Source organism: Mesorhizobium sp. PAMC28654 (assembly GCF_020616515.1).
GTDB lineage: Bacteria > Pseudomonadota > Alphaproteobacteria > Rhizobiales > Rhizobiaceae > Mesorhizobium.
In genome coordinates, this window is the sequence record NZ_CP085135.1 from 2,750,490 (window position 1) to 2,775,310 (window position 24,821).

Annotated in this window: 23 protein-coding genes and 1 tRNA gene; 17 read left to right on the forward strand and 7 right to left on the reverse strand. The window is 62.7% G+C overall.

All coding sequences use genetic code 11. The features are described 5' to 3' along the window. The first annotated feature begins 3 nt into the window (after positions 1 to 3). From hisD to LGH82_RS13705, 8 genes are all read left to right on the forward strand, one after another. Complete coding sequence (gene hisD, locus LGH82_RS13670) at positions 4 to 1,296, forward strand: histidinol dehydrogenase (protein WP_227348965.1); 1,293 nt, start codon at positions 4 to 6, stop codon at positions 1,294 to 1,296. Positions 1,297 to 1,302: 6 nt separating this feature from the next. After that, positions 1,303 to 1,788 carry a UPF0262 family protein gene (locus LGH82_RS13675; RefSeq protein WP_227348966.1) on the forward strand — a complete coding sequence of 162 codons (486 nt, stop codon included), beginning with the start codon at positions 1,303 to 1,305 and terminating at the stop codon, positions 1,786 to 1,788. A gap of 34 nt (positions 1,789 to 1,822) precedes the next feature. Beyond that, entirely contained in the window at positions 1,823 to 2,242 is a 420-nt protein-coding gene (locus LGH82_RS13680) for a low molecular weight phosphatase family protein (RefSeq protein WP_227349576.1), read from the forward strand. Between the two features lie 199 nt (positions 2,243 to 2,441). After that, the gene (infA, locus tag LGH82_RS13685) at positions 2,442 to 2,660 is read left to right on the forward strand and encodes a translation initiation factor IF-1 (RefSeq protein WP_006200926.1); all 219 of its coding nucleotides are present in this window, start codon (positions 2,442 to 2,444) and stop codon (positions 2,658 to 2,660) included. A gap of 30 nt (positions 2,661 to 2,690) precedes the next feature. Beyond that, positions 2,691 to 3,317 (forward strand): Maf-like protein, encoded by a 627-nt coding sequence (locus LGH82_RS13690; RefSeq protein ID WP_227348967.1) that lies wholly within the window; start codon positions 2,691 to 2,693, stop codon positions 3,315 to 3,317. Next, on the forward strand, positions 3,314 to 3,511 hold the full coding sequence (gene yacG, locus LGH82_RS13695; protein WP_227348968.1) for a DNA gyrase inhibitor YacG: 198 nt from the start codon (positions 3,314 to 3,316) through the stop codon (positions 3,509 to 3,511). The genes LGH82_RS13690 and yacG overlap by 4 nt, the downstream gene beginning before the upstream one ends. A 194-nt stretch (positions 3,512 to 3,705) precedes the next feature. Further along, positions 3,706 to 3,781: transfer RNA gene (locus LGH82_RS13700), tRNA-Phe, on the forward strand. Between the two features lie 187 nt (positions 3,782 to 3,968). After that, positions 3,969 to 4,409 (forward strand): hypothetical protein, encoded by a 441-nt coding sequence (locus LGH82_RS13705; protein WP_227348969.1) that lies wholly within the window; start codon positions 3,969 to 3,971, stop codon positions 4,407 to 4,409. A gap of 184 nt (positions 4,410 to 4,593) precedes the next feature. Here LGH82_RS13705 and LGH82_RS13710 read toward each other — a convergent pair whose 3' ends face one another. Beyond that, positions 4,594 to 5,853 (reverse strand): DUF763 domain-containing protein, encoded by a 1,260-nt coding sequence (locus LGH82_RS13710; protein WP_227348970.1) that lies wholly within the window; start codon positions 5,851 to 5,853, stop codon positions 4,594 to 4,596. A gap of 462 nt (positions 5,854 to 6,315) precedes the next feature. On the opposite strand from LGH82_RS13710, the gene LGH82_RS13715 reads away from it, so the two are divergent. After that, a complete protein-coding gene (locus tag LGH82_RS13715) occupies positions 6,316 to 6,579 on the forward strand; it encodes a hypothetical protein (RefSeq protein ID WP_227349577.1) in 264 nt (87 codons plus the stop codon). A 23-nt stretch (positions 6,580 to 6,602) separates the two neighbouring features. Here the strand turns inward: LGH82_RS13715 and ggt are convergent, their stop codons facing one another. The 3 genes from ggt to LGH82_RS13730 form a co-directional block, all read right to left on the reverse strand. Next, a complete protein-coding gene (ggt, locus tag LGH82_RS13720) occupies positions 6,603 to 8,342 on the reverse strand; it encodes a gamma-glutamyltransferase (RefSeq protein ID WP_227348972.1) in 1,740 nt (579 codons plus the stop codon). A gap of 243 nt (positions 8,343 to 8,585) precedes the next feature. Beyond that, the gene (gene rhaI, locus LGH82_RS13725) at positions 8,586 to 9,878 is read right to left on the reverse strand and encodes an L-rhamnose catabolism isomerase (RefSeq protein ID WP_227348973.1); all 1,293 of its coding nucleotides are present in this window, start codon (positions 9,876 to 9,878) and stop codon (positions 8,586 to 8,588) included. Between the two features lie 122 nt (positions 9,879 to 10,000). After that, entirely contained in the window at positions 10,001 to 12,103 is a 2,103-nt protein-coding gene (locus LGH82_RS13730) for a bifunctional rhamnulose-1-phosphate aldolase/short-chain dehydrogenase (protein ID WP_227348974.1), read from the reverse strand. Between the two features lie 188 nt (positions 12,104 to 12,291). On the opposite strand from LGH82_RS13730, the gene LGH82_RS13735 reads away from it, so the two are divergent. From LGH82_RS13735 to LGH82_RS13765, 7 genes are all read left to right on the forward strand, one after another. Continuing rightward, on the forward strand, positions 12,292 to 13,101 hold the full coding sequence (locus tag LGH82_RS13735) for a DeoR/GlpR family DNA-binding transcription regulator (RefSeq protein ID WP_227348975.1): 810 nt from the start codon (positions 12,292 to 12,294) through the stop codon (positions 13,099 to 13,101). Positions 13,102 to 13,155: 54 nt separating this feature from the next. Beyond that, a complete protein-coding gene (gene rhaS / locus LGH82_RS13740) occupies positions 13,156 to 14,151 on the forward strand; it encodes a rhamnose ABC transporter substrate-binding protein (RefSeq protein ID WP_227348976.1) in 996 nt (331 codons plus the stop codon). Between the two features lie 83 nt (positions 14,152 to 14,234). After that, a complete protein-coding gene (locus LGH82_RS13745; RefSeq protein WP_227348977.1) occupies positions 14,235 to 15,776 on the forward strand; it encodes a sugar ABC transporter ATP-binding protein in 1,542 nt (513 codons plus the stop codon). Next, on the forward strand, positions 15,773 to 16,750 hold the full coding sequence (locus tag LGH82_RS13750) for an ABC transporter permease (RefSeq protein WP_227348978.1): 978 nt from the start codon (positions 15,773 to 15,775) through the stop codon (positions 16,748 to 16,750). The genes LGH82_RS13745 and LGH82_RS13750 overlap by 4 nt, the downstream gene beginning before the upstream one ends. Next, a complete protein-coding gene (locus LGH82_RS13755; protein WP_227348979.1) occupies positions 16,747 to 17,742 on the forward strand; it encodes an ABC transporter permease in 996 nt (331 codons plus the stop codon). Before LGH82_RS13750 ends, LGH82_RS13755 begins: the two co-directional genes overlap by 4 nt. After that, positions 17,742 to 18,059: an L-rhamnose mutarotase gene (gene rhaM / locus LGH82_RS13760; protein WP_227348980.1), complete on the forward strand. Its 318-nt coding sequence runs from the start codon at positions 17,742 to 17,744 to the stop codon at positions 18,057 to 18,059. Before LGH82_RS13755 ends, rhaM begins: the two co-directional genes overlap by 1 nt. Further along, positions 18,056 to 19,435 (forward strand): FGGY-family carbohydrate kinase, encoded by a 1,380-nt coding sequence (locus tag LGH82_RS13765; protein WP_227348981.1) that lies wholly within the window; start codon positions 18,056 to 18,058, stop codon positions 19,433 to 19,435. The genes rhaM and LGH82_RS13765 overlap by 4 nt, the downstream gene beginning before the upstream one ends. An 83-nt stretch (positions 19,436 to 19,518) precedes the next feature. Here the strand turns inward: LGH82_RS13765 and LGH82_RS13770 are convergent, their stop codons facing one another. Together LGH82_RS13770 and galE are read right to left on the reverse strand one after the other, a co-directional pair. Further along, positions 19,519 to 20,769 carry a D-amino acid dehydrogenase gene (locus LGH82_RS13770; RefSeq protein ID WP_227348982.1) on the reverse strand — a complete coding sequence of 417 codons (1,251 nt, stop codon included), beginning with the start codon at positions 20,767 to 20,769 and terminating at the stop codon, positions 19,519 to 19,521. Between the two features lie 113 nt (positions 20,770 to 20,882). Then, positions 20,883 to 21,878: a UDP-glucose 4-epimerase GalE gene (galE, locus tag LGH82_RS13775; RefSeq protein WP_227348983.1), complete on the reverse strand. Its 996-nt coding sequence runs from the start codon at positions 21,876 to 21,878 to the stop codon at positions 20,883 to 20,885. Between the two features lie 266 nt (positions 21,879 to 22,144). On the opposite strand from galE, the gene hemA reads away from it, so the two are divergent. Further along, positions 22,145 to 23,422, forward strand: a complete 1,278-nt coding sequence (hemA, locus tag LGH82_RS13780; protein ID WP_227348984.1) for a 5-aminolevulinate synthase — start codon at positions 22,145 to 22,147, stop codon at positions 23,420 to 23,422. A gap of 215 nt (positions 23,423 to 23,637) precedes the next feature. Here the strand turns inward: hemA and LGH82_RS13785 are convergent, their stop codons facing one another. Then, positions 23,638 to 24,804: a pyridoxal phosphate-dependent aminotransferase gene (locus LGH82_RS13785; RefSeq protein ID WP_227348985.1), complete on the reverse strand. Its 1,167-nt coding sequence runs from the start codon at positions 24,802 to 24,804 to the stop codon at positions 23,638 to 23,640. Positions 24,805 to 24,821 lie beyond the last annotated feature (17 nt).

The following is a 24,821-nucleotide window of genomic DNA, read 5'->3' on the forward strand; positions in this document are numbered from 1 at the left end:
CAGATGGCTATCACCCTTCGCCAATCAGACGCCGATTTCGAGCAGCGCTTCGCCGCGTTCCTGCTAACCAAGCGGGAAGTGTCCGAAGATGTCGACACCGCCGTGCGCGATATCATCGCACGTGTACGTGCCGAGGGCGACGCGGCCCTGATTGACTATACGCGGAGATTCGACCGGGCCGACCTGGCCAGCCTCGGCATCGCCGTGTCGAAGGAGGACATTGCCGCCGCTTACGAAACCGCCGATTCGTCCACGATCGAAGCACTCAAATTCGCCCGCGACCGTATCCGCTCTCATCATGAGCGGCAGCGGCCAAAGGACGACCGCTACACCGACGCCGCCGGGGTCGAGCTCGGCTCGCGCTGGACGGCGATCGAAGCGGTTGGACTGTATGTGCCCGGCGGCACGGCGAGCTATCCGAGTTCGGTGCTGATGAACGCCGTGCCGGCGCGGGTCGCCGGCGTCGAACGCATGGTCATGGTCGTGCCGGCGCCCGGCGGCATTATCAATCCGCTGGTGCTGGTGGCCGCCGATATCGCCGGCGTGTCGGAAATCCACCGCGTCGGCGGCGCCCAGGCGATCGCTGCTCTTGCCTATGGAACCGAGACAATAAAGCCCGTGGCCAAGATCGTCGGTCCCGGCAACGCCTATGTCGCGGCCGCCAAGCGCCGGGTGTTCGGCACTGTCGGCATCGACATGATCGCCGGGCCGTCCGAAGTGCTGGTCGTGGCCGATGGCAGCAACAATCCGGACTGGATCGCCGCCGACCTGCTTGCCCAGGCCGAGCACGACGTGTCGGCGCAATCTATCCTGATCACCGACGACCCCGCCTTCGGCAAAGCGGTCGAGCAGGCGGTCGAGCGCCAGTTGCGGAGCCTGCCGCGCGCCGAGACGGCGGCTGCGAGCTGGCGCGATTTCGGCGCGGTGATTCTGGTCCCGACAATCGAGGCCTCCCTGCCGCTGGTCGACCGCATCGCGGCCGAGCATGTGGAGCTTGCCATCGAGGACGCCGAGGGCTTCCTGTCGCGGATGCGTAACGCGGGCGCCGTCTTTCTCGGCCGCCATACGCCGGAAGCCATCGGCGACTATGTCGGCGGCTCCAACCACGTGCTGCCGACCGCGCGTTCGGCGCGCTTCTCGTCGGGGCTTTCCGTGCTCGATTTCGTCAAGCGCACCTCGATCCTGAAGCTCGGACCGGAGCAGTTGCGGGCGCTGGCGCCGGCGGCAATCGCGCTTGCCACGGCCGAGGGCCTCGACGCGCATGGACGCTCCGTCTCCATACGGCTGAACATGTAGACCACCATGACGGGCTCCGATCAAACCCGCGCGAAACTGATCGATGTCGAGCTCGACGAATCGATTGGCCGTTCGACGCCCGATGTCGAGCATGAGCGCGCGGTGGCGATTTTCGACCTGATCGAGGAAAACCGCTTCCAGCCGGTCAATGACAGCGGCGCCGGGCCCTACCGGCTGAAACTGTCGCTGGCCGAATCCCGCCTGGTCTTCGCCGTGGCGCGCGAGGACGGCACTGCCGTGGTCACCCACATCCTGTCGCTGACGCCGCTGCGGCGGATCGTCAAGGACTACTACATGATCTGCGAGAGCTATTACGACGCCATTCGCTCCTCGACACCCAGCCATATCGAGGCGATCGACATGGGTCGGCGCGGCCTGCATAATGAGGGCTCCCAGACATTGATGGACCGGCTTGCCGGCAAGATCGACATCGACTTCGATACTGCGCGGCGGCTTTTCACGCTGGTCTGCGTGCTGCACTGGCGAGGCTGAACTGCCAGCCCCTCTGCCCCGCTCGATCCTGTTCCTGTGCGGCATGAACGCCGTGCGTTCGCCGATGGCGGAGCAGCTGGCGCGCAAGATGCTGCCTGCCGTTACTTTTGTCGCCTCGGCCGGTGTGCGCGGCGGCGAGCGCGATCCGTTCGTCGATGCCGTGCTTGCCGAGGACGGCCTGTCGCTTGGCGAGCGCCAGCCGCGAACCCTGGACGATCTCGAGGACGACTATTTCGACCTGATCGTCACCCTGGCGCCGGAGGCGCACCATGCCGCGCTGGAACTGACCCGCTCGATCGCAGTCGAGGTAGAATACTGGCCAACGCCGGATCCGACGGACGTCGGCGGCACGCGCGAGCAGATCATGGCTGCCTACCGCGATGTGCGCGAGCGGCTGAGGGCGCGGATAAGCCGACGTTTTTTGCTTCCAGAAGCAAAAAACGCGACGGATTAAGCTTGTTCACAAGCGGACGATTATCATATAGGTTCCGCCGAAATTCCAGCTAGAGTCGGATGATTTCAGGTCTGTTCGACCTGAAATCTGAATCCGCCTCTAAACCAAGAAGTAGAGCATGATGTCGACCGAAAACCGCTGCACACTTTTCGGCATCATGCTCTAAGCGCTGGAACTCCCATCCAAGCAAAGGTATCGAATGCCGAAGGAAGAAGTCCTCGAGTTTCCGGGTGTCGTGACGGAATTGTTGCCCAACGCGATGTTCAGGGTAAAACTCGAAAACGAACACGAAATCATCGCCCATACGGCCGGCCGCATGCGCAAGAACCGCATCCGCGTGCTGACCGGCGACAAGGTCCTGGTCGAAATGACGCCCTATGACCTGACCAAGGGCCGCATCACCTATCGCTTCAAGTAAGCACACCCCAAGAGTCCGGCTGGAACCGCGATGAGCATTTTGCAGAAGCTCGTGCTTGCCTCGGGTTCGCCGCGCCGGATCGAGCTGCTGCAGCAGGCTGGCCTCGAGCCGGACCGCGTGCTGCCCGCCGATGTCGACGAAACGCCGTTGCGTGCCGAGCATCCGCGCTCGCTGGCCAAGCGGCTGTCGCAGGAAAAGGCCGAGAAGGCACTGGCCTCGCTCAAGACGGAAGCCGATTATGCGCCCGGCTTCGTGCTGGCCGCCGATACGGTGGTTGCCGTCGGGCGGCGCATCCTGCCCAAGGCCGAAACGATCGACGATGCCGCCAATTGCCTTGGACTGCTTTCTGGCCGTTCGCACCGGGTCTATTCGGGCGTCTGCCTGATCACGCCTGGCGGCAAGGTGCGCCTGCGGCTGGTCGAGACGCGCGTGCGGTTCAAGCGGCTGCCGCGCGAGGAGATGGACGCCTATGTGGCCTCGGGCGAATGGCGCGGCAAGGCCGGCGGCTATGCCGTCCAGGGCCTCGCGGGCTCCTTCGTCGTCAAGCTTGTCGGCTCCTACACCAATGTCGTCGGGCTGCCGCTCTACGAGACCGTGGCGCTACTGGCCGGCGAGGGTTTCAAGGTGCACACCGGCTGGACCACCGCGCGGTCATGAGTTCGGACGACAACGTTACGCCGCTCCGTCCCCGGCGCCCCTGCCCTGAATGCGGCAAGCAATCGGCGCGCGAAACCTATCCGTTCTGCTCGACGCGCTGCAAGGACGTCGATCTCAACCGCTGGCTCAAGGGCGCCTATGTCATAAAAGCCCGCGACGACGAGGAAGAAACGGACCCCGACGAGCCCAAATGACGCTGAACGTGGTGGTGTTGCCCCCACGATCGCGAAAGGTTCGCGGACTGGAAAGACCGGCTTTCTTTTCCTGTCGGAAATCAACGCTTAGGCGCTGGACAGGCAAGATTCCCGTGCTATAACCCGCACGCTTTCAAGGGACGCCCACGGCGCTTCCATGAAATCCGGCGAACGAATTTGCTTAGCCGGAGCAGGCCCAGATAGCTCAGTTGGTAGAGCAGCGGATTGAAAATCCGCGTGTCGGTGGTTCGAATCCGCCTCTGGGCACCATCTTTCCGCCTCAGCATCATTTCTCGATTGAATCACAGCCTTGGGCGATTGCCCGCCAACTTGGCGGAGGCCTCGCCACGTCACTGCGCGAAACGACTTTGCTCTTATCGGACTGTCGGCGGATTTGATTTGCTTGGTGATCCCCCAACCTTAGGGCAAACTGCCTGCAGGGGCCGCAGGAGGAGAAATGAGAGCACGCGCAGCAACGCTTGGGGATCTGGAGGATGTCTTTCATGGTCTGTCTAAGCGAATGTCCGATGAGTATGTCGCGGCCGGCAAGGACAGCAAGATCGCCTACGACAATCTGATGATGAACTTGAAGGAAGGCCGCGCACACGCGCTTGTCGAGGGCGACAAGACGGTGGCGATCATTGCCTGGCATGAGAATAGCGACGCCGCCGATACGCTGTTCGCCGCACAGGAGGATTTCTTCCGCGCCACGACCGTTCGCTTCTGCAGGCGCCACATTCGCCACGTCCAGGCGCTTGCCGGCAACCTCCCCGTTCACTCGCGCAGCTGGCTCCGGGGACCGGATGTCGCAAGATGGTTTCGAATCATCGGCTATGTCGAGCGGGGCCAGGAGAACGGCGCCAATCTGTACGAGTTGCAGCCGGCTCCCGTGAGATAGGAATCGCGGCATGCCTCGCTCGCATGGATGCCTACAATTTCATGGCAACAGCAGGGCCACCCATCTTGGCGACAGGCAAAAACATCGCCTGTTGAACCGCGCCGCCACGCGCCATCCTCGATGAAGGCGAGGAACCGCCTGGCACCTCCATTGGTGTGCCGAGTGAGTTCCGGAAGCAGTGCGGTCAAGGCTTGTTCGGTATTACGGGCGGCGTCTCAGGCGCCGGCTCCCATCCGAACACGCTTCTGCCGCCGAGCAGATGCGATTGATCGAGCTCTCCGGCGATGATTTCCTTCAGGCAGGGACCGGTGGCATAGCGTTCGACCTGACGCGACTGATCATCGAGACGCCGCAGTGCCGCGATCTCTTCCACGCGTCCGAGCCTGGCTTTCTGGACGGCGGACTTCAGCACACCAATCGTCTCATCATAGACTTTCAGCGGCACCGGGAACGGGTGGCGGTCCTTGCCGCCATGGGCCAGCGAGAAGCGGCCAGGGTCGGAAAAACGGCACGGCGCGCCATGCAGGACTTCCGCCACCAAAGCCAGGGCGCGCACCGTGCGAGCGCCGACGCCGGGCACCAGCAGCAGCTCTGCGAAATCCTCAGGGCCTCGGTCGGCGGCCGCCGCGATGTTTCCGTGAAGGCGACGCATGACGACATCGCTCTCGCGGATATCATGATGCGCCGGCATGACCAGATAGGGCAGAAGCGGCTGTTCCGGTGGAGGTGGCGCGCCCCGCTCCAACGTCGCCAACTCCCTGACGATGCGGTCCGGACCGAGATCCCGCAGCAGGTCCAGTTGCCCTTGGCGCGAGGCATCGGCACGGTGGTCGGTCAGGTTGACGATTTCGCCCTGATTGGCGCCCTCGATGGCGGCATGGGGTTGATCGACAAAGCTCTTCAGGCCCTCGGACTGCCAGTGGTAGCGGCGCGCCACCTTGCTGTCGCCGTTCATGCCTTGCTGCACCACCACCCAGTTGCCGTCATCGGTGACGATGAAACCATGCAGGTAGAGATCGAAGCCGTCCTGGACGGCGGCGCTGTCCACCTTGGCGACGAGGCGGCTGGCATTGGCGAGGCCCGCTCCGTCCAGCCCGACGCGCTCGCCGATCAGCGTCAGTTCGTGCGGCGTCTTGCGCGAGTGGGCGCCGCGACCGCCGCAGACATGAATGCCGAGTTCGCCGGAAAGCGGCGACAGGCCGCGCTTCAGGGCGCCGACGACACTGGTGGTGATGCCCGACGAGTGCCAGTCCATCCCCATGACGGCACCGAAGGATTGGAACCAGAAGGGATTTGCCAGCCGGCGCAGCAGTTCATCGCGGCCATAGTGATGAATGATCGCTTCGCACATCACGGCGCCAAGGCGCGTCATGCGATCGCCCAGCCATTTCGGCACGCGGCCGCCATGCAGTGGAAGATCAGCACTTCCCGATCGTTGCGCCAACTCTTGCCACCTGTTTCCGCTGCATGTTGTCAGTCAAATAGGTATCGAAAGCCGCTTCAGGAAGCGCTGCCATGGGCAAGCACCATATGACATAAAGGTCGCATGGCCATCTGGGGTCTAGCGACCTGATTGCAAGCGTTCAGCCGAAATCAAAGAGCGGATTTTCAAGACATCATCTTTCCTCCACGAACACATCCCATATTCAAAGGGCTCGACTGAGAGTCGCCTGGATTGTGCGACGCCTGGTTGGGTCTGAGGCGAAAAAACGGTGGCAGGTCGCCGCCAGAAAGTGTTGAAGACCTTACCGAGTGCGATCAGCAAGACGTGACGCGGTTGCGCTCGGCGAGGCTTGGTGGTTTGTTGCCGCTTTACGGAGAATGAATGATGCGAGAGCCTGTGGGTCAAGATGAATATGGGTCGACGAATCCGTTCGACCCGAATGACCTGTCAACCTTGAACGCGATGGGCCCGAGCATCGGAGGGAACGACTTCGAGAAGTACGCCGTCGCCGTGATCATCGTGTTCGGCGCGCTGATCATCGGCGGATTGATGGCCGCCTCGCTGACGCTCGGACATCGCAATGGTTTCCTCTACGCGCTTGGCGGCGCCACCTCGGCCTGGATATCCGGAAACGCGCTTCTGCTCGATCGGCCGCGCATCTACGCGATATTCGTCGGCATCGCCGCGTTGATGCTGATTGCATCGACCATCACGCTGATCGCCTGACCGCGAGCGAAAGGGGATTTCATTTAATACCCAAGGGCCTCGCCGGATGCGGCGCGGCTATCGATGGCGCCATTGTAGCGGGCGCCGCCACCCTTCTCGATTTCCGCCAGGCTCTTGCCGCCAACCAGGATACCCGCCGCCTGGCCCCAGGCCTGGTCACCGAGGTGGAGGTGGTAGCCCATCCCGGCCAGCAGTCTTTCGGTGTCCGGCGACAGGCCGAACGGCTCGACATAGACCGTGTCGGGCAGCCATTGGTGGTGGATGCGCGGCGCGTCGATCGCCTCCTGGATGTTCATGCCGTGGTCGATGACGTTGACGATGGCTTCGAGCGTAATGGTGATGATGCGCGAGCCGCCCGGACTGCCGATGACCATGAACGGCTTGCCGTCCCTGGCCACGATGGTCGGGCTCATCGATGACAGCGGCGTCTTCTTCGGCTGGATGGCGTTAGCCTCGCCCTGGACCAGACCATAGAGATTGGGCACGCCGGGCTTCTGGGTGAAATCGTCCATCTCGTTGTTGAGCAGGATGCCGGTGCCATCGGCGACGACGCCGGCGCCGAAGGAGCCGTTCAGCGTGTAGGTGACGGCGACCGCGTTGCCGTCATTGTCGATGATCGAATAATGCGTCGTCTCCTTGCTCTCGCCAAAGCCCTTCGGCATCAGGTCCTGCGACACGCCGGCCCGGAATGGGTCGATCTTGTCGCGGATATCCTTGGCATAGGCCTTGTCCAGCAGTTTGGTCACCGGATTGTCGACGAAATCGGGATCGCCGAGCGCCGAGTTGCGGTCGACATAGGCATGGCGCATTGCTTCCACCATGACATGGACCGTCTCGGCCGAACCGGCGCCGAGATAGGACAGCGGATAGCCTTCCAGCACGTTGAGGATTTCGCAGATTATGACGCCGCCGGAACTCGGCGGCGGCGAGGATGTGATCTCGTAGCCGCGATAGGTGCAGGTTATCGGCCTGAGCTCGCGTACCGCATATTGCTCGAAGTCGGCCTTGGCCAGGATGCCTCCCTTCGCGCCGCTCGCCTTGACGATGGCGTCCGCAATGGCGCCTTTGTAGAAGGCATCAGGGCCTTTTTCGGAAATTGCCGAGAGCGATGCGGCAAGGTCGGGCTGGACCAGCCGCTCGCCGATGTCATAGGGCTTGCCATCGGGTTTCAGGAAGATGGCGGCAGCCGCGGGATCCTTCGCCAGCCTGTCGGCGCCGCCGGCAAAAGAAGCGGCGTCGCCCTGATTGAGGATGAACCCATCCTTGGCATAGCCGATCGCCGGCGCCATCAGATCTTGCCTGGACAATGTGCCATATTTTTCGCGCGCCATCTCGAAACCGGCGACAGAACCGGGCACGCCGACCGCAAGATAGCCGTCCAGGCTGGCGCCCTTCACCGGGTTGCCGTCCTTGTCGAGATACATCGTCTTGGTCGCCGCCAGCGGCGCCCGTTCGCGAAAGTCGATGAAGGTCGACTTGCCATCCTTGAAGCGGATGGTCATGAAGCCGCCACCGCCGATGTTGCCGGCATTGGGGTAGACCACAGCCAGTGCATAGCCGACCGCGACCGCCGCATCGACGGCGTTGCCACCCTTTTTCAGGATCTCGACGCCGACTTCCGAGGCCAGATGCTGGGCTGTCACCACCATGCCGTGCTCGCCCTTGGCTGGCGCGGGCGACGCGGCGAAGACGCTCGTCAATGGCGCGAGAGCGAAAGTTATCGAAAGACTGGCAGCGATCAATGTCCGTCGGCTGAGAGGCATGGCGGTTCTCCGGGCGGGGGACGCCTAGAAGACCGTGTCGGAGTGATCGAGTCCACTAACAATCGAACGAGCGTGGGAAAGAGCGCCCTCACCCGGGTTGCCATCCGAGTTGCGAAGGGCAATTCGGGGCAATCCGACCTCTCCCCGAGGGGAGAGGAGATCACCAGCGCTGGCACCACCTACCTCTTCTCCCCTCGGGGAGAAGGTGGCCGCGAAGCGGCCGGAGGAGGGGGCGGCTCAGCTTCAGACAATCCCGCCCGAGCCACCCGCGACCGCCGGGCGTTCCGCCGCGACCTTGGCGCGGTAGCCAGCAGCCCGATAGGCAGCGACGGGATCAATGGCTCCACCGGTCTTCAGCCGCGCCATGGCCAGGATCGGCTCGACATCGGTGCGGTAGGCGGCCTTCAGTGTCTGCGTCGCCATCAGCGCGTCATTGGCATCCTGGAATCCTTCCAGCGCCTTGCGGTCGACCAGCAGCGCCTGTGCATAGGCGCGCTGCACCTCGACCGCTGACAGCATCAGGCTTTCGATGGGGTCGGTGACATTGTGGCTCTGGTCGAGCATGTGGGCGGGATCGAAGCCTTCGGTGCCGGACAGTTCCGCATCCACCAACTCATTGAAGACCAGGAACAGGCGGTAGGGATCGATCGAGCCGGCATCGAGATCGTCATCGCCATATTTCGAATCGTTGAAGTGGAAGCCGCCGAGCTTCTTGAACTGGATCAGCCTCGACACGATCATCTCGATGTTGACGTTGGGCGCATGGTGGCCAAGGTCGACGAGGCAGAACGCCCTGTCGCCCAACTCCCTGGCGATCATGTAATTGGTGCCCCAGTCCTGCACGACGGTTGAATAGAAGGCCGGCTCGTACATCTTGTGTTCGGTGAACAGCTTCCAGTCCGCCGGCAGCCCGGCATAGACCTCCTTCATGGCGTCGAGATAGCGCTCGAACGCCTTGGCGAAATTGACCTGGCCGGGAAAGTTCGAGCCGTCGCCGATCCAAACCGTCAGAGCTTTGGAGCCCAGCGTCTTGCCGATCTCGATGCATTCGAGATTGTGCTCGACCGCTTGCCGGCGGGTGCCGGCATCGGCATGCGACAGCGAACCGAATTTGTAGGAAAGCTTCTGGTCCCTGGCATCCGAGAAGGTGTTGGAGTTCATGGCGTCGAAGCCAAGGCCGAAACGCGAGGCGGCCTGCTTCAGCCGGTTTGGGTCGGCCCTGTCCCACGGAATGTGCAGGGAGACCGTCGGCGTCGCCTGTGTCAGTTGCTGGATGACCGCACAATCCTCGATCTTGTCAAAGATATCGCGCGGCTCGCCAGCGCCTGGAAAGCGGGCAAAGCGGGTGCCACCGGTGCCGACGCCCCAGGACGGGATCGCCACCGCGAATTTCTCGACCTTGTCGCGGATCGCGTCGATGGCGATGCCGCGGCGGTCGAGGCGTTCGCCGAGCGATTGATAGTCGCGCTCAAGGTCGGCCTTGCGCGCGACATTGTCCTTGTCGACGAGGTCGGCGGAGATGATGGCTTCGGACACAGCTGTTCCTCCCAAAATGCGTTTGGTCGACGCTGCCCCTCACCCCTACCTCTCCCCGTCCCTATACGGGGAGAAGGTGCCGGCAGGCGGATGAGGGGCAGCGCGACCCTCAAAGACGATCGCTAGCGCGTAAAACTCTGAGCGTTGCCGGCGTCGACATTGATGATGTTGCCGGTTGATTTGGCCGACATGTCGGAAGCAAAGAAATAGATCGCTTCGGCGATATCTTCCGGAAACACCGAACGCTTCAGCATCGAGCGCGAGCGATAATGCTCCTCCAGGTCGTCCGTGGACATCTTGTAGGCTGCGGCGCGCTGTTCCTTCCATTCGCCGGTCCATATCTTCGAGCCGCGCAGGACGGCATCGGGATTGACGACATTAACCCGGATTTGAGCCTCCGCGCCTTCCAGCGCCAGGCAGCGGGCAAGATGAATCTCGGCCGCCTTGGCGGTGCAATAGGCGGCGGCATTGGGCGATGCGGCAAGGCCGTTCTTGGAGGCGACGAAGACGACGTTGCCGCCGATCTTCTGCGCGCGGAACAGCCGGAATGCTTCCCTTGAGACCAGAAAATAGCCGGTCGAGAGGATGTCCATGTTCTTGTTCCACAGCGCCAGTGTCGTCTCCTCGATCGGCGCCGAGGAGGCGAGGCCAGCGTTGGACACGAGAATGTCGATGCCGCCGAACTCGACCGACGTCTCGGCAAAGCCCGAGATGACCTGATCCTCGGAGGTGACATTGATCGCCACCTGCCGGACGAAATCCTTGCCGTAAGCTTTCGCCAATTCGTCGTTGGCGCTGGCAAGTGCCGCCTCGTCGATATCGGCTAGCACGACGCAGGCGCCTTCGCGCAGCAGGCGATTGGCGGTCGCACGGCCAATGCCACCGGCGCCACCGGTGACCAAAGCGATCTGCCCGGCCAGCGACTTCGGCTTCGGCATGCGCTGCAGCTTCAAATCCTCGAGCAGCCAGTATTCGATATTGAAGGCCTCCTGTGCGGGCAGGCCGACATAGGAGGAGACGGTCGAGGCGCCGCGCATGACATTGATGGCGTTGACATAGAATTCGCCGGAAATGCGCGCCGTCGCCTTGTCGCCGGCAAAGGTGAACATGCCGACGCCGGGCATCAGATAAACAACGGCATTGGGATCGCGGATGGCGGGCGAGTCCGGGTGCTTGCAGCTATCGTAGTAGGCCTGGTAACCAACACGATAGGCGGCAACATCGTCGGCAAGGCGCCCGATGACCGTATCAACGTCCGGTTTGGCCGGATCGAATTCGATGACCAGCGGCCGTATCTTGGTGCGCAGAAAATGGTCGGGGCACGAAGTGCCGAGTGCCGCCAGCGGACGCATATCCCTGGAATTGACGAATTCGAGCACGGCAGCGGAATCATCGAAGTGGCCGAGCTTGTGGCTCTTCTCCGAGATCAGGCCGCGTATCCTCGGCATCAGCTTCGCGGCGATCGCACGACGGCTGGCCGCATCGAGCGACTTGACCACCTCGCCGCCGAAGATCGGCTTGCCCTCGGACCTGCGCTCGAACCACTCGATCGCCTGGTTGATCACGGAGATTGTCGTCTCGTAGCATTCCCTGGGCGTCTCGCCCCAGGTGAACAGGCCATGGCTTTCGAGGATGACGCCTTTGGCGACGGGATGTTCGAGGCAGAATTTCTCCAGCCACAGGCCAAGCTCGAAGCCCGGCCGCTTCCACGGCAGCCAGCCGATGGTGTCGCCGAAAATCTGCTGTGTGAGCGCCTTCGAATCCTTCGCCGCCGCGATGGCGATGATGGCGTCGGGATGCATGTGGTCAACAAAAGGCTTCGGCACGTAAGCGTGCAGTGGTGTGTCAATCGAGGCCGCGCGCGGATTGAGGTTGAAGGTGCAATGCGGCAGGAAGCCGACCATCTCATCCTCGTGCTCGACACCGCGATAGATGCCTTTGAGCGCGCGCAGCTTGCCCATGTAGAGCGTGGCAAAACCGTCGAGCTTGATCGAGGCGCTGTCGCCGCCCGAGCCCTTGACCCATAGGACTTCGACGTTCTCGCCGGTAAGCGGATCCTTCTGCCATATCTTGGATGAGGTGTTGCCGCCGCCATAGTTGGTGACGCGCTTGTCGGAGCCCAGAACATTGGAACGATAGACGAGGCGTTCCGGTTCGCTCATCGCCGATGCCTTTGCCTCATCCCACAAATTGGCGAGGCGCGTACCGGAGCGCTTGTCGAGCATTTGGATATCCTCCCATGGAACACGCAAACGGCGCCGTCCCTTTTGCCCGAATTTCCACGGAAGCGCCGAACTTGTCAATCACAAACGATCAATATCGATCATATTGCAGCGCACAATGAAATTATATGATCGGAAATGATTGACACTGCGCGATTTGGATGCCTAGATGGTTCGGCAAGGGAGGAACCATGCACGAGAAAGAGCGCCATAGGATCATTCTGTCCGCAGTCCAGGAAAAGCCTGTGGTGACGGTGCAGGAACTGGTCGACCTGACGGACTCTTCCGAGGCCACGATCCGGCGTGACATCGCCGCCATGCATGTGCAGAAGCGCCTGCGCCGCGTGCGTGGCGGCGCCGAGGCGATCTCGCCACCGCAATTCATCGGCCTTGCCGGCCGGCCCTTCTCCGTCAACGAAACGATCAACGCCTCGCAGAAGCGGGCGATCGCCCGCGAAGCCGTGGAGCTTTGCAAGGATGGCGAGCCGATCATCATCAATGGCGGCACCACCACCTTCCAGATGGTGCATTTCCTCACCGGCCACCGCATGCCGATCTTCACCAACTCCTTCCCGATCGCCGAGCATCTGCTCAAGCATTCCAAGAACACGGTCATGCTGTCGGGCGGCACCATCTACCGCGAGCAGAACATCATCCTGTCGCCCTTCGACAATGACGTGACGCGCAATTTCTATGCGCGCCGCATGTTCATGGGCGCCCAGGGGCTGGGACCACTCGGCCTGATGGAAGCCGACCCGCTGCTGATACAGGCCGAGCAGAAGCTGATCGACCAGGCCGACGAACTGGTGGTGCTGATCGACTCGTCGAAGTTCCGCAAGCGCTCCAGCCTGATCCTGTGCGGGCTGTCGCGCATCGCCACGGTCATCACCGATGACGGCATCGAGGATCGCGAAGCCAAAATGCTCGAAACAGCGGGTGTGACGCTAATCGTCGCCCGCAAACCGGCAAGCAACAAGGAAGAATCTTCACTGCAGGCCTGAGACACCTCACGCCCGCAGCGGCGATGGAATGCAACGCTCAAGGGAGGATATACGATGAGTTTTCTGAAGAAATTGATGGTTACGGCGGCATTTTCCGCCGCCATGTTCGTGAATGCCGCCTATGCCGAGAACGTCAAGATCGCGCTGGTGGTGAAATCGCTCGGCAACGGCTTCTTCGACGCCGCCAACAAGGGCGCCGAAGAGGCGGCCAAGGAACTCGGCGATGTCGATATCATCTACACCGGCCCGACCAAGGCGACCGCCGAAGCGCAGATCGAAGTGGTCAATTCGCTGATCGCCCAGAAGGTCAACGCCATCGCCATTTCGGCCAATGACGCCGACGCGCTGGTGCCGGTGCTGAAGAAGGCCATGGAGCGCGGCATCACCGTCATCTCATGGGATTCGGGCGTTGCCCAGGCGGGCCGTCAGCTTCACCTCAACCCGTCCGACACCGGCCTGATCGGCGAGACCATCATCAAGCTCGCCGCCGACTACCTGCCGGAAGGCGGCGACGTCGCCATCCTGTCGGCATCCTCGACCGCGACCAACCAGAACGCCTGGATCGACGCGGCCAAGAAAATCCTGCCGGAGAAGTTCCCCAAGATCAAACTCGTCGCCACCGTCTATGGCGATGACGACTCGGCCAAGAGCACCGACGAAGCCAAGGGCCTCTTGAAGTCCTATCCGAACCTCAAGGCGATCATCGCACCGACCACCGTCGGCGTCGTTGCCGCGGCCCAGGTTGTCACCGACGCGAACCTGATCGGTAAGGTCAATGTCACGGGCCTGGCGCTGCCATCCGAGTTCAAGAAGTTCATCGACAACGGCGCCAGCCAGGCTGTCGCCCTGTGGAACCCGATCGACCTTGGCTACTCGGCCGTCTACCTCGCCCATGATCTGGCGGTGAAGAAGGAAGTGGCCAAGCCCGGCGCAACGCTGTCGATTGGCCGCGTCGGCAAGGTGACGCTCGACGATACCAACTCGGCTGCGATGGCTCCGCCCTTCCAGTTCGACAAGTCCAACATCGAAAAGTTCTCCAAGATCTATTGATCCTGGCGCCCTCAAGCTGACGCGGCGGGGCTCACGCTCCGCCGCGACTTCAAACGGACCTTGTTTCAGGGCTTGATACGGATATGGACACGACAGCCCAACACAGCACGGCAAAGGAGGGGCCTCCAGCCTCAGCCCCACGCCTGACGCTGTCCGGTATCTCAAAGAGCTTTCCCGGCGTGCGCGCGCTGCACAATGTCAGCCTGTCGCTCCATCCGGGCCAGGTGACCGCGCTGATCGGCGAAAACGGCGCCGGCAAGTCGACGCTGGTCAAGATCATGACGGGGATCTATCAACCCGACGCGGGCACGATCAGCATCGACGGCCAGGCCGTCACGCTGCCCAGCGCGCACGCCGCCTTCGGCCACGGCGTCACCGCGATCCATCAGGAAACCGTGCTGTTCGACGACCTGACGGTCGCGGAAAACATCTTTCTCGGCCATGCGCCGCGCTCGCGCTTCGGCACCATCGACTGGCGCACCATGCGCAAAAACGCGCGCGAAGTGCTCGACACCATGCATGCCGGCCATATCGACGCCGACGCCCGGCTGAAGGACCTCGGCATCGCCAACAAGCATCTCGTCGCCGTGGCGCGGGCGATGTCGATCGACGCCCAGATCGTCATCATGGACGAGCCGACCGCCGCGCTTTCGATGAAGGAGATCGAGGAGCTTTTCCTGCTCATCGAGTTCCTCAAGGAGGAAGGCAAGGCGATCCTGTTCATCAGCCACAAGTTCGACGAGATCTACCGCATCGCCGACCGCTACACGGTGTTCCGCGATGGCGAGATGGTCGGCGAAGGCCTGATCAAGGATGCCGGCCAGAGCCAGATCGTGCGCATGATGGTCGGCCGCTCCGTCGACCATATCTTTCCGCAGCGCAAAGCCGAGATCGGCGCGCCGGTGCTCTCCGTTAGCGGCCTGTCGCACCCGACCGAGTTCAACGACATTGGCTTTGAACTGCACAAGGGCGAGATCCTCGGCTTCTACGGCCTTGTCGGCGCCGGGCGCAGCGAGGTGATGCAGGCGATATCGGGCATCACCCGCACCTCGGGCGGCACGATCACGCTGGAAGGCAAGACGATCGCGCCGAAATCGGCGGCGGATTCGATCGATGCCGGCATCGTCTATGTTCCTGAGGAACGCGGCAAGCAAGGCGTGGTGATTGGCCTGCCTATCTTCCAGAATGTCTCGCTGCCTTCACTCAAGCGCACGTCCAAATCCGGCTTGCTGCGGCTGTCGGAAGAGTTCGCGCTCGCCCGCTCCTATACCGGGCGGCTTGACCTGCGGGCCTCCTCGCTCAGCCAGGATGTCGGCACGCTGTCGGGCGGCAACCAGCAGAAGATTGTCATCGCCAAATGGCTGGCGACGGCGCCCAAGGTGATCATCCTCGACGAGCCGACCAAGGGCATCGACATCGGCTCCAAGGCGGCCGTGCACGGCTTCATGGCCGAGTTGGTGGCGCAAGGCCTGTCGGTGATCATGGTGTCGTCGGAATTGCCCGAGATTCTCGGCATGTCCGACCGTGTCGTCGTCATGCGCGAGGGGCTAGTCGCCGCTGTCTACGACAACAATGGCCTGGACGCCGAAACACTGGTCAGGACCGCAGCGGGAATCGCGGCATGAAGGCTCTTCTGAAGTACCGCGAAATCTGGCTGGCTGCGGCGATCGTCGTTTTGATCGGACTGATCTCGACACGTTTTCCCGCCTTTGCCGACCCCGGCAACCTGCGCCAGGTGTTCAACGACACCTCGATCCTGATGATCCTGGCGCTTGGCCAGATGGTGGTCATCCTGACCCGGTCGATCGACCTGTCGATGGCGTCCAACCTGTGCTTCACCGGCATGGTGGTGGCGATGTTGAATGCCGCGCATCCGGCGATCCCGATCCCGCTGCTGATCGTCATTGCACTGCTGGTCGGGCTGGTGCTCGGTGCCATCAACGGGCTGCTGGTATGGCGGCTGAACATTCCCTCCATCGTGGTGACATTGGGCACGCTGACCATCTATCGCGGCGCCACTTTCGTCCTGTCCGGCGGTGCCTGGGTCAATGCCGACAAGATGAGCCCGGACTTCATCGGCTTTCAGCGCGCGGCATTGCTTGGCATTCCGGTGCTGTCCTGGATCGCCATCCTGGTCATAGTGCTGTTCTTCATCTTGATGACGCGCACCGCGCTCGGCCGCTCCATCTACGCCATCGGCGTCAACCCGACGGCGTCGGTTTATGCCGGCATCGATGTCGGCCGGACGAAATTCATCGTCTTCTGCATTTCCGGCATGATCGGCGGCCTCTCGGGCTATCTCTGGATCTCGCGCTACGTGATCGCCTCGGTCGAGGTCGCCAACGGCTATGAGCTCAACATTATCGCCGCCTGCGTCATCGGCGGCATCTCGATCGCCGGTGGTATCGGCTCGGTCGGCGGCGCGGTGCTCGGCGCGCTGTTCCTCGGCATCATCTCCAACGCGCTGCCGGTCATCAACATCTCGCCCTTCTGGCAGATGGCGATTTCGGGCAGCGCCATCATTCTGGCCGTCGTGCTCAACGCGCGCGGCGAACGCCAGCAAGGCCGCATCATCCTCAGAAAAGTGGAGGTGGCATGACCGACGTCCCTGCCCCGCGCCACATTCCCGACCGGCTCGACAAGCCACTGCGTTCGGCGATCTTTTCCTGGGAAGCACTGCTGGTCGTGGTGGCCGTCGCCATCTTCGTCATCAACAGCTTCGCCTCGCCCTATTTCCTCGATCCCTATTCGCTATCCGATCTCACCTTCAATTTCACAGAGAAGGGTCTGATCGCCTTCGCCATGGCGATGCTGATCATATCCGGTGAGATTGACCTGTCGGTGGCCGCCATCATCGCGCTGGCATCGACCATGATGGGCATGGCGGTGCAGGCCGGCGCCGACTCGCCAACGCTGGTGCTGATCGGCATCGTCGTCGGGCTCGGCTGCGGTGCCTTCAACGGGCTGCTGGTCACGAGGCTGGGATTGCCGTCCATCGTCGTCACGATCGGCACGATGAGCCTGTTTCGCGGCATCGCCTTCATCATCCTCGGAGACCAGGCCTACAAGGGCTATCCGGAAAGCTTCGCCTTCTTCGGCCAGGGTTACGTCTGGTGGGTGGTGTCGTTCGAACTGGTGCTCTTCCTCATCGCGGCCGTCGTCTACTGGTTCCTTCTACACCGCACGAGCTTCGGCCGCCGTGTCTTCGCCATCGGCAACAATCCTGTCGCGGCGCAGTTTTCCGGCGTGCGCGTCGGCCGCACCAAGTTCATCCTGTTCTGCCTGACCGGGCTGATGTCGGGAATCGCCTCGGTGCTGATCACCTCGCGGCTCGGCTCGACGCGACCTTCGATCGCGCAGGGCTATGAACTGGAAGTCATCACCATGGTGGTGCTCGGCGGCGTCAGTATCCTCGGCGGCGCCGGCAGCATTCTTGGCGTCGTGCTTGCCGCCTTCATCATGGGGCTGGTGACCTTCGGGCTTGGCTTGCTCAACGTGCCCGGCATCGTCATGTCGATCTTCATCGGTCTGCTCCTGATCATCGTCATCGCGCTGCCGATCGTCTGGCGGCGGCTGCGCGGAGCACGCTGATGCCGCAGAAATACGCGTTCAAGATGAAGCTCAAGCCCGGCATGAAGGCCGAGTACACGAAGCGCCATGACGAGATATGGCCATCGCTGGTCGCGCTCCTGAAACAGGCCGGCGTTTCCGACTACTCGATCCATCTGGACGAGGAGACCAACATCCTGTTCGGCGTGCTGTGGCGGCGCGACGACCATGGCATGGGCGATCTGCCGAAGCATCCGGTGATGCAACGCTGGTGGGCCCACATGGCCGACATCATGGAAACAAAGCCCGACAATGAGCCGGTGGCCGTTCCGCTGGAAACCGTGTTCCATATGGAATGAGCGCGATCCGCCACATCGCCGTCATCGACATCGGCAAGACCAACGCCAAGGTGGCGCTGGTCGACCTGGAGACGTTGAGCGAGGTCGCGCTGCGCCGCACGAAGAATGCGCCGTTGCGGCAGGCGCCTTACCCGCATCACGATGTCGAGTCGCTGTGGACGTTCATCCTCAACAGCCTCGCAACGCTCAACCGCGAACAGCGCATCGACGCCATCTCGATCACCACGCACGGCGCGACGGGCGCGCTGGTCGACGCCTCGGGCGAACTGGTGCTTCCGGTGCTCGACTATGAGTTCGATGGTCCCGACAGGCTCGCGGCGGACTATGATGCGATCCAGCCGCCCTTCGCCGAGACCGGCACGCCGCGCCTGCCCATGGGTCTCAATCTCGGCGCGCAATTCTTCTGGCAGCAGAAGCGCTTTCCGGCGGCGTTCGGCAAGGCCGCCACGATGCTGATGTACCCGCAATATTGGGCGCTGCGCCTAAGCGGCACCGCCGCCAACGAAGTGACCTCGCTTGGCTGCCACACCGATCTGTGGAACCCGTGGAACGCGGATTTTTCATCATTGGTCGACCGCCTGGATTGGCGCGGACTGATGGCACCGGTACGGCCAGCCAAGGATCGCCTCGGGCCGATCCTGCCTGCACTGGCCGCGCGAACCGGGCTCGATCCGCAGACGCCTGTCTTCTGTGGCCTGCACGATTCCAACGCCTCTCTGCTACCGCATCTTCTCTCCGATGCACCGCCCTTCTCGGTCGTCTCGACCGGCACCTGGGTGGTGTCGATGGCCGTCGGCGGCAAGTCGGTCACACTTGACCCCGAGCGCGACACGCTCGTCAACGTCAATGCACTCGGTGCCCCCGTCCCTTCCGCGCGTTTCATGGGTGGCCGCGAATTTTCGGTGCTGACGGAAGGCCGTTCGGAAGACTGGACCGAAGACGATGTCGCCCACGTGCTCGCCCGCGGGACGCTCCTGCTGCCCTCGACCCAGCAAGGCTCGGGACCGTTCCCTCATCATGCCGCCGGATGGCTCAATGCCGAGGGCATGACCAATGGTCAGCGCTTCGTCGCCATCTCATTCTATCTCGCACTCATGACCGCTGTTTGCCTCGATCTGATCGGGGCTGATGGCCCGGTCATCGTGGAGGGGCCTTTCGCTCGCAATCGACTTTTCACACGGATGCTCACCGCAGCCACCACACGTTCCGTGATCGCATCGGAGGCCTCGACCGGCACCAGCATCGGCGCGGCCCTGCTGGCTTCGGATCGGCCAACCGCCCAGGGCAAGAGCGAAAGAACCGAGCCGCCAGCCGACCCAGCCTGGGTGGATTATGTGCGCTCGTGGCGCACCGCGGTCGATACAAGCAAAATCTAGAGTCTGATTGTTTGAGCATGATCTCTGGACAAACGGGAACCGTTTGTCCGAGAAAACCGGATTTCACTTTTCGGGATCATGCTCTAACCCGCGTAGGTCAATCCTTGCGGGTCGATTTCCGGCTTGCGGCCGGCAACGAGGTCGGCGAGGAATTTTCCCGAACCGCAGGCCATGGTCCAGCCGACATGGCCGTGGCCGGTGTCGAGGTAGAGATTTCGGTAGCGTGCCTGCCCGATGACCGGAACCGAGCCAGGCATCATCGGCCTCAGGCCCGCCCAAAGCTCGGCCTTCCTCTCGTCGAAGGCGCCCGGGAAAAGATCCTTGCCGGTCCGGAACATGGGGGCGAAATCGGATGGCTTGTGGGTGCGGTCGAAGCCGGTGAATTCGGCGGTCGAGGCAAGCCGCAACCGGTTGCCCAGCCGCGAATAGGCGATCAGCTGGTCTTCATCCGCCCCACCCATGGTCGGTCCCTTGCTCTCGTCTTCCAGCGGAATGGTCGCGGTGTAGCCTTTCACCGGATAGACAGGCAGGTCGACGCCATAGCGGCGGCCGAGCAGGCCGCTCTCCGGCCCCATCGAGATCACCACCGCGTCGCCTGCGATCGGCCCGGCCGAGGTGATCACAGCCCGCACCCGGTCGCCCTCTATGTCGAGGCCTTCGACCGTCGTGCCGTAGAGAAACCGGACGCCGAGTTTTTCGGCGGCGTAGGCAGCGAGATTGCGTGTGAACTGGCTGGAATCGCCGGTCTGGTCGATCGGCGAATAGACGCCGCCGGCGATCTTGTCCTTGGCACCCGCGAGGCCCGGTTCAAGCTCGACAAGGCGATTGCGGTCGACGATCTCGATCGGCAGGCCATGCTGGCCGAGATAGCGATAATTGTCCGTGCCGGTATCCAGGCTCTGCTGCGAGCGGAAGAAATAGAGAATGCCCTTGCTGCGTTCGTCGTAGTGAATGCCGGTGTCGGCCGAGATGGCGTTGATGCAGTCGCGGGAATACAGCGCCAGGCGCAGCTTGATGTCGGTATTGGCGCGCATGCGCGCAAAGGTGCACTGGCGCAGGAAACGCAGGCTCCATGCGAAGAAATAGGGATCGAAGCGCAGCCGTACCTTGATGCCCAGATCGTGATTGTAGAGCCCGCGCAGGAATGACTTCAGCGCGGTGGGCGAGGCCCAGGCGGTGGCGTCTCCCGGCGAGACCAGACCGGCGTTCGACTGGCTGGTGCCGCGCGCCGCCATCGGGTGGCGCTCGATGACAGTCACTTCGTGGCCATCAGCCGCGAGATAATAGGCGGCCGCCGTACCGACGACGCCCGCTCCGAGCACCACAATCTTCATTCGCCCCACCTCAAAGGATCAAACCGGGTGGCGCGCCTCCAGGCGCCGCCCCAGAACCCTCAATAGCGCGTCCCCACGCATGGGACGAGCCCTTGGCCCAAGAGATGGTCAGGTCAACGCCGCGCCGAGTTCTTGCTGGTCAGCATGCGCTCCCAGGCCAGCGCATCGGCCACGATCTGGTCGAGATCGTCGCGCTGCGGGGTCCAGCCGAACTCCGCGCGAGCGAGGTCCGAATTGGCAACCACTGCGGCAGCGTCTCCTGGACGCCGATCGCCCATCTTGACCTCAAAATCACGACCGAAAGCGCGCCGCACGCTGTCGATGACCTCGAGCACCGAATAGCCATGGCTGTAGCCGCAATTGGCGACGAGGCTCGTGCCGCCGGCACGCAGCCGCTGCAGCGCCAGCCTATGCGCCGCTGCCAGATCGCTGACATGAATGTAGTCGCGCATGCAGGTGCCGTCCGGCGTTTCATAATCGGTGCCGAACACCTGCATGAAGGGACGCTTGCCGAGCGCGGTCTCGCAGGCGACCTTGATAAGATGCGTGGCGCCTGGCGTCGACTGACCGGTGCGGCCCTTGGGATCGGCGCCGGCGACATTGAAATAGCGCAGCGCCGTATAGCGCAGCCCGTGCGCGATCGCCGCGTCGCGCAACATCCATTCGCTCATCAATTTGGACAGGCCATAGGGCGATTCCGGCGCCAGGCGGGCATCCTCGCGCACCGGCTCCAGCCCAGCGCCGCCATAGACGGCGGCGGTCGAGGAGAAGATGAAGTTGGGCACGCCTTCGCGCACCGCCGTTTCGATCAGCGTGCGCGTCTTGCAGGTGTTGTTCTCGTAGTAGCCGAGAGGGTCCGCGACCGATTCGGGAACCACGATCGAGCCGGCGAAATGAATAATCGCGTCGACTTTGTTGTCCCTGATGACCCCGCCAACCAATTCCTTGTCGGCGACATCGCCAACGACCAGTTTCGCCTCGGGCGCCACCGCCCATTCGAAACCGGTCGAGAGACGGTCGAGCACGACAACCCTCTCGCCCGCATCCAGCAACTCCCAGACCATGTGGCTGCCGATATAGCCGGCGCCGCCCGTGACCAAAACCGTCATTCGCGTCCTCGCAGATCAAGATTTACAGGAAACTGTCTCATCGACAGCCATATGGAAAGCCCGTGACGGAACCATTACAGTCCACGGTAACCAGTCTTGCCGGCGTGTGGCATCGTTCTGAAACAAAGTTGATCCACATCAAGGGAATAGGCCACGATCCGGCGTCGTTAGGAACAGGCTTGGGGCGTGGCATTTTGACCAAAAAGGCCCGGTGGACGCCGAATAGGCCAATGACTATGATCCCGCGCAAAAATTGGGAAACCAACATGAACTATCAGCGGTTCTTCGAAGAAGCGATCGATCAGCTCCACGCCGAGCGTCGCTACCGCGTCTTCGCCGACCTGGAACGCATCGCAGGGAAGTTTCCGCGCGCCATATGGCGCGCCAATGGCCGTGCCGAGGAAATCACCGTCTGGTGCTCGAACGACTATCTCGGCATGGGCCAGCATCCCGACGTCATCGCGGCATTCCAGAATGCTGCGGGCAAAATGGGCTCGGGCGCGGGCGGCACCCGCAACATTTCCGGCACCAGCAACCCGCTGGTCGAGCTCGAACTGGAGCTGGCCGACCTGCACGAGAAGGAGGCCGCACTGGTCTTCACCTCGGGCTTCGTCTCCAACGAAGCATCGATCTCGACCATCGCGCGGCTGCTACCCAATTGCCTGATCATCTCGGACGAACTGAACCATGCCTCGATGATCGAAGGCGTGCGGCGCTCCGGTGCCGAGAAGAAGATCTTCCGCCACAACGACATCGCGCATCTTGAAAGCCTGCTGCAGGCGGCCGGTCGCGAGCGGGCCAAGCTGATCGTCTTCGAGAGCGTCTATTCGATGGATGGCGATATTGCTCCCATCAAGCAGATCGTCGAACTCGCCGAGCGCCACAACGCCATGACTTACATCGATGAAGTCCATGCGGTGGGCATGTACGGACCGCGCGGCGGCGGCATCACCGAGCGCGAGGGCCTGGCCGACCGTATCGACGTCATCCAGGGCACGCTGGCCAAGGCGTTCGGAACGCTGGGCGGCTACATCACGGGCAACAGTGCTGTCATCGATGCCGTGCGCTCCTATGCGCCTGGCTTCATCTTCACCACCGCGCTGCCGCCGGCCCTCGCAGCCGCCACCACTGCCTCCATCCGCCATCTGAAGCGTTCGCAGGCCGAGCGTGACGCCCAACAGCGGCAGGCGACGCTAACCAAGCAGATTCTCGCCGCCGCCGGCCTGCCGGTGATGGAATCGCCGACCCACATCGTACCGCTGCTCGTCGGTGACCCGGAACTCTGCAAGATGGCCAGCGACCGCCTGCTTGGCGTGCACGGCATCTACATCCAGCCGATCAATTATCCGACCGTACCGCGCGGCACGGAACGGCTGCGCATCACGCCGACGCCGTTCCACTCGGATGAATTGATCGCCTCGCTGCAGGATGCGCTGGTCGAGACCTGGGATGCGCTGGGCATACCCTACGGCTCCGCCGGCAGGCCCTCGGTCGCCAAGAGCGACCGCATCATTCCATTGCTGGTGCCCAAGTCGGGCGGCTGAAGCCCGTTTGAAACTCTACTCCGACGGCCATCTGACGCGGGTTTCTGCGCTTGCTACAGCGCCGCGCGTCCGTATGGACGCGCAAAGGACGCCGTAGCAACTCTAAATTTGGCGCATGCCCACGGACCTAAATGTCCGCTGCGATCCGGTTCTCGAAATCCACGCCAACTGACTCGTCGGAGCGATTTTCAATTTGGGCTTCGTCGGCTGCGTAGCTAAGCAGTCTTCATCCATTTCGCCAGTCGGTGCGCCGCTTCCTCGATCTGATCGAGACGGCGGTGGAAGCACAGCCTGAGGGAGGCTTCGCCACCGGGGCCGAAGGCGGTGCCCGGCGCAAGACCGACATTGGCATTGTCGACGATATCGAAGGCGGCGGTGCGCGAATCGGTGATGCCGTCCACCGTAAAGAACAGATAGAACGCGCCTTGCGGCACCGCGAACCTTGCCCGGCCTGTTGCGCCCAGGATATCGCAGACCAGATCGCGGGCCGCCCTCGCCCGCTCCACCTGTTCGGCAATGAAGACATCGCCCTCGTCGAGGGCCGCGACCGCGCCCCGCTGCATGAACTGGGCAACGCCGGAGTTCGAATACTGGATCAGGTTCTCGAACACCTGCTGCAAGGCGGGATGCGTCTTGATCCAGCCGACACGCCAGCCGGTCATCGCCCAGTTCTTGGAAAAACTGTTGACGAACAGGATGCGGTCTTCCGGTGACGCGATGTCGAGGAAGGACGGCGCGCGACCGTGGCCGTAGTGGAACAGCGAATAGATCTCGTCGGCGACGATCCAGAGGTTTTTCGCGCGGGCAAGATCGAGGATCGCCTGTAAAGTCTCGCGGTCGGCGGTCCAGCCGGTCGGATTGGACGGCGTGTTGATGAACAGCGCCTTTGTACGCGGCGTGATTGCCGCCGCGATCTTCTCGACGTCGCAGGACCAGCCATTGCCGGATTGGTCGAGCGTGACAGGGACCGGCACGGCCCCCGCTATCGCCGCGGCAGCCTCGAAATTCGGCCACGCCGGTGACAGATAGACAACCTCGTCGCCGGCGCCGGCGAGCGCGTCGAGCGCCAACTGGATCGCATGCATCCCGGATCCCGTGACGATGAATTCCTCCTCCGGGAAAGTCTTGCCGAAATGCCTGGCGTAGTAGCGGGCAAGCGCCTGCCTGAGATCGGGAATACCCTTCTGCCAGGTGTAGAACGTCTCACCGCCAGCCAGTCCCCGGGCGGCGGCGTCGCTGATGAAGGCGGGCGTCGGCAGATCGCCCTCGCCGGCCCAGAGCGGGATCAGGCCTTCGCGCAGGCGCCCATGGTTGACGACGGCGACAATGCCGCTTTCGGGCGCGGCCCGGGCTTCAACGCGCAAGGTCTCGATCAGGCTCATATACAGATCCGTCTTTT

Excerpts from the sequence above, each read along its gene's own strand:
- hisD (WP_227348965.1), top strand. The coding sequence starts at position 4 with ATGGCTATCACCCTTCGCCAATCAGACGCCGATTTCGAGCAGCGCTTC.
- LGH82_RS13675 (WP_227348966.1), top strand. The coding sequence starts at position 1,303 with ATGACGGGCTCCGATCAAACCCGCGCGAAACTGATCGATGTCGAGCTC.
- infA (WP_006200926.1), top strand. The coding sequence starts at position 2,442 with ATGCCGAAGGAAGAAGTCCTCGAGTTTCCGGGTGTCGTGACGGAATTG.
- LGH82_RS13690 (WP_227348967.1), top strand. The coding sequence starts at position 2,691 with ATGAGCATTTTGCAGAAGCTCGTGCTTGCCTCGGGTTCGCCGCGCCGG.
- yacG (WP_227348968.1), top strand. The coding sequence starts at position 3,314 with ATGAGTTCGGACGACAACGTTACGCCGCTCCGTCCCCGGCGCCCCTGC.
- LGH82_RS13705 (WP_227348969.1), top strand. The coding sequence starts at position 3,969 with ATGAGAGCACGCGCAGCAACGCTTGGGGATCTGGAGGATGTCTTTCAT.
- LGH82_RS13715 (WP_227349577.1), top strand. The coding sequence starts at position 6,316 with ATGGGCCCGAGCATCGGAGGGAACGACTTCGAGAAGTACGCCGTCGCC.
- ggt (WP_227348972.1), bottom strand. The coding sequence starts at position 8,342 with ATGCCTCTCAGCCGACGGACATTGATCGCTGCCAGTCTTTCGATAACT.
- LGH82_RS13730 (WP_227348974.1), bottom strand. The coding sequence starts at position 12,103 with ATGCTCGACAAGCGCTCCGGTACGCGCCTCGCCAATTTGTGGGATGAG.
- LGH82_RS13735 (WP_227348975.1), top strand. The coding sequence starts at position 12,292 with ATGCACGAGAAAGAGCGCCATAGGATCATTCTGTCCGCAGTCCAGGAA.
- rhaS (WP_227348976.1), top strand. The coding sequence starts at position 13,156 with ATGAGTTTTCTGAAGAAATTGATGGTTACGGCGGCATTTTCCGCCGCC.
- LGH82_RS13745 (WP_227348977.1), top strand. The coding sequence starts at position 14,235 with ATGGACACGACAGCCCAACACAGCACGGCAAAGGAGGGGCCTCCAGCC.
- LGH82_RS13750 (WP_227348978.1), top strand. The coding sequence starts at position 15,773 with ATGAAGGCTCTTCTGAAGTACCGCGAAATCTGGCTGGCTGCGGCGATC.
- LGH82_RS13755 (WP_227348979.1), top strand. The coding sequence starts at position 16,747 with ATGACCGACGTCCCTGCCCCGCGCCACATTCCCGACCGGCTCGACAAG.
- rhaM (WP_227348980.1), top strand. The coding sequence starts at position 17,742 with ATGCCGCAGAAATACGCGTTCAAGATGAAGCTCAAGCCCGGCATGAAG.
- LGH82_RS13765 (WP_227348981.1), top strand. The coding sequence starts at position 18,056 with ATGAGCGCGATCCGCCACATCGCCGTCATCGACATCGGCAAGACCAAC.
- LGH82_RS13770 (WP_227348982.1), bottom strand. The coding sequence starts at position 20,769 with ATGAAGATTGTGGTGCTCGGAGCGGGCGTCGTCGGTACGGCGGCCGCC.
- galE (WP_227348983.1), bottom strand. The coding sequence starts at position 21,878 with ATGACGGTTTTGGTCACGGGCGGCGCCGGCTATATCGGCAGCCACATG.
- hemA (WP_227348984.1), top strand. The coding sequence starts at position 22,145 with ATGAACTATCAGCGGTTCTTCGAAGAAGCGATCGATCAGCTCCACGCC.
- LGH82_RS13785 (WP_227348985.1), bottom strand. The coding sequence starts at position 24,804 with ATGAGCCTGATCGAGACCTTGCGCGTTGAAGCCCGGGCCGCGCCCGAA.